This window comes from Acinetobacter sp. YH16051 (genome assembly GCF_013417135.1).
Taxonomy (GTDB): domain Bacteria; phylum Pseudomonadota; class Gammaproteobacteria; order Pseudomonadales; family Moraxellaceae; genus Acinetobacter; species Acinetobacter towneri.
Genome location: NZ_VPEN01000087.1, coordinates 1 through 2,096 on the forward strand (window position 1 = coordinate 1; position 2,096 = coordinate 2,096).

At 34.4% G+C, this 2,096-nt stretch carries 4 protein-coding genes and 1 pseudogene; 2 read left to right on the top strand and 3 right to left on the bottom strand.

The window, feature by feature from the left end:
- Positions 1-98 (top strand): annotated as a pseudogene (locus FTV41_RS15315) (copper resistance protein B); the annotation flags it as partial.
- A gap of 613 nt (positions 99-711) precedes the next feature.
- The gene (locus FTV41_RS14405) at positions 712-897 is read left to right on the top strand and encodes a hypothetical protein (RefSeq protein ID WP_179996734.1); all 186 of its coding nucleotides are present in this window, start codon (positions 712-714) and stop codon (positions 895-897) included.
- A gap of 61 nt (positions 898-958) precedes the next feature.
- Here FTV41_RS14405 and FTV41_RS14410 read toward each other — a convergent pair whose 3' ends face one another.
- The 3 genes from FTV41_RS14410 to FTV41_RS14420 all read right to left on the bottom strand — a co-directional run.
- On the bottom strand, positions 959-1,249 hold the full coding sequence (locus FTV41_RS14410; protein WP_004969304.1) for an addiction module antidote protein: 291 nt from the start codon (positions 1,247-1,249) through the stop codon (positions 959-961).
- A 1-nt stretch (position 1,250) separates the two neighbouring features.
- Complete coding sequence (locus FTV41_RS14415; RefSeq protein WP_005175534.1) at positions 1,251-1,547, bottom strand: type II toxin-antitoxin system RelE/ParE family toxin; 297 nt, start codon at positions 1,545-1,547, stop codon at positions 1,251-1,253.
- A 158-nt stretch (positions 1,548-1,705) separates the two neighbouring features.
- The coding region (locus FTV41_RS14420) for an FMN-dependent NADH-azoreductase (RefSeq protein WP_179996735.1) at positions 1,706-2,096 on the bottom strand (391 nt) is incomplete at its 5' end.

Genomic DNA, 2,096 nt, shown 5'->3' on the forward strand with positions numbered 1-2,096 from the left:
ATGAGTATTCAAAAGGTAATGATGAAACGTCGTGGCAAATAGAATCAAACTCTGAGAAAGGTTGGTTATATGGAGCTGGTGTTAGATTTAGATTTTAATGATTACTAAATAGCTTTATTTAAATAAAACTCTAGCTTAATGTGGTCGGAAGCAAAATGTTAACTTATTTTGCTCCCTCCCATTTAACATAATAGAGCTTATGCGAAATGCAAGCAAAATAATGATTTAAAATCAATAACTTAAGAATTTTCACCCACCCTGAAAAACAGAAAAAAACCGACTGTGAAACATGTCGGTTTCTTTTTGAGCATATTTGTCATTTTTTGCCTATAAAATTGATTAAAAAACGATCAAAAACCGCAATTCCCTATAAGATATATGCCTTTTAAGATCAAATTCATCCCCAATTTCTGCGGACAACTTTCGGGATAAGTTTTAATCAATTTTGTAAGCCTTGGCTCACATTCATTCAGGTATTTTGCGTCTATACCAATCGCCCTCAATTTTCTATGATGAACACATAGAGAGCAGGATGCTCCAGATAACAATAAGAAACCGTAGCAATGGAATATGCAGGTACGACAGGAGTTATACCAACGCATCAAATACGTAAAAAAGCCCAACAGGATGTTGGGCTTTTTTATGTCTTGAATTTGGATTTCGTATAAGAGATTTTATGTTAAATGACTTAAATTTTTGGAGGAGATAATGATGCCTAATAGTGAATATGAACAGGTGCATAGTAAATTAATTCAGATTATGGAAGATACTATTGATATTGCAGATATTTTGAATAAAAAAGATGCAAATAATGAGATGTTATCTGAGCAGTTACACAACCAAATGTTTGAACTAAGCAAAGCTATTCGTGAATTAAAGACTTTAAGTCAAAAGTAAATTTATACGAATCAAAAAATGGGAGCCTTTAGCTCCCATTTTTACTATATTTTTTAAGTTTTTAGGCATGTTGTACTGTCAGTTTTAAGCCTAAAGCATTCACTACACGATTAATCGTATCAAAACGTGGTGCTGAATCCTGACGTAGGGCTTTGTAAAGTGCTTCACGTCCAATCCCTGCTTCTTTAGCGATTTGAGTCATGCCACGAGCTTTAGCAATTACGCCAAGAGCATGAGCTAATTCAGCTGGATCATTTTCCTCAAGAACCATGTTGAGATACATCACAATGTCTTCTTCAGTTTTGAGTGACTCAGCCATATCAAAACTTGGTAAATCAGCGACTTTAACCATTTTAATCCTCCAATGTTTTCGATAATTTGACTGCACGATCGATGTCTTGTTGTTGAGTCGATTTATCTCCTCCACCAAGCATTACAATCACTACATCACCATGTTGGATGTAATACATTCTCCATCCAGCACCGAAGAATTCTCTCATTTCCCAAACGCCATCTTGGAGAGGTTTAATATCTCCCCAATTTCCACGTTGAACCTTATCTAATCTACGATTTAGGCGAATACGGGTCATATTGTCTTTAATGCCATCCAACCATTCATCAAATTCTGGCAGACGTTTAATTTCAATCATGAGGATTCCTTATCTTCTCACTATATTGTATTCGATCGAATACAATATGCAAGTAATCTATACGAACATCCATTAATTTCGTATAACAGCCATTATGTTAAATAGGAACCTTAGAACAATAGAAAATTATAATTTCATTGCCATAAGGAAGAATATACTTACAATCCTACGTTCGTTTGTAAAGCAATTTGCTGTGAAGCTAATTCAAGTGCTTTAGATTTCCCTAATGGTTTAATATCAGTGCCTTCAGCATATATAAAATCTACCTTATCAATACCAATTAATCCTAATACTGCTATTAAATATGCTGTAACAGCATCTGTTGGAAGATCTTGATGAAAACCACCACGTGAACTAAAGATAATTGATTTAACACCTTTAATTAATCCTACGGGTGCGGTTTCTGTATATTGAAAAGTTACTCGTGCTCGTGCAATTAAGTCGAACCAGTTTTTTAATTGGGTTGGTACATTTAAGTTATACATTGGTGCTGCAATCAATAATAGATCACAATCTTTCAGCTCTTGAATAAATTGATCAGAGAGAGCT

Bases quoted from the DNA above. Each gene is read 5' to 3' on its own strand.
- FTV41_RS14405 (WP_179996734.1), top strand. From the start codon at position 712: ATGCCTAATAGTGAATATGAACAGGTGCATAGTAAATTAATTCAGATT.
- FTV41_RS14410 (WP_004969304.1), bottom strand. From the start codon at position 1,249: ATGGTTAAAGTCGCTGATTTACCAAGTTTTGATATGGCTGAGTCACTC.
- FTV41_RS14415 (WP_005175534.1), bottom strand. From the start codon at position 1,547: ATGATTGAAATTAAACGTCTGCCAGAATTTGATGAATGGTTGGATGGC.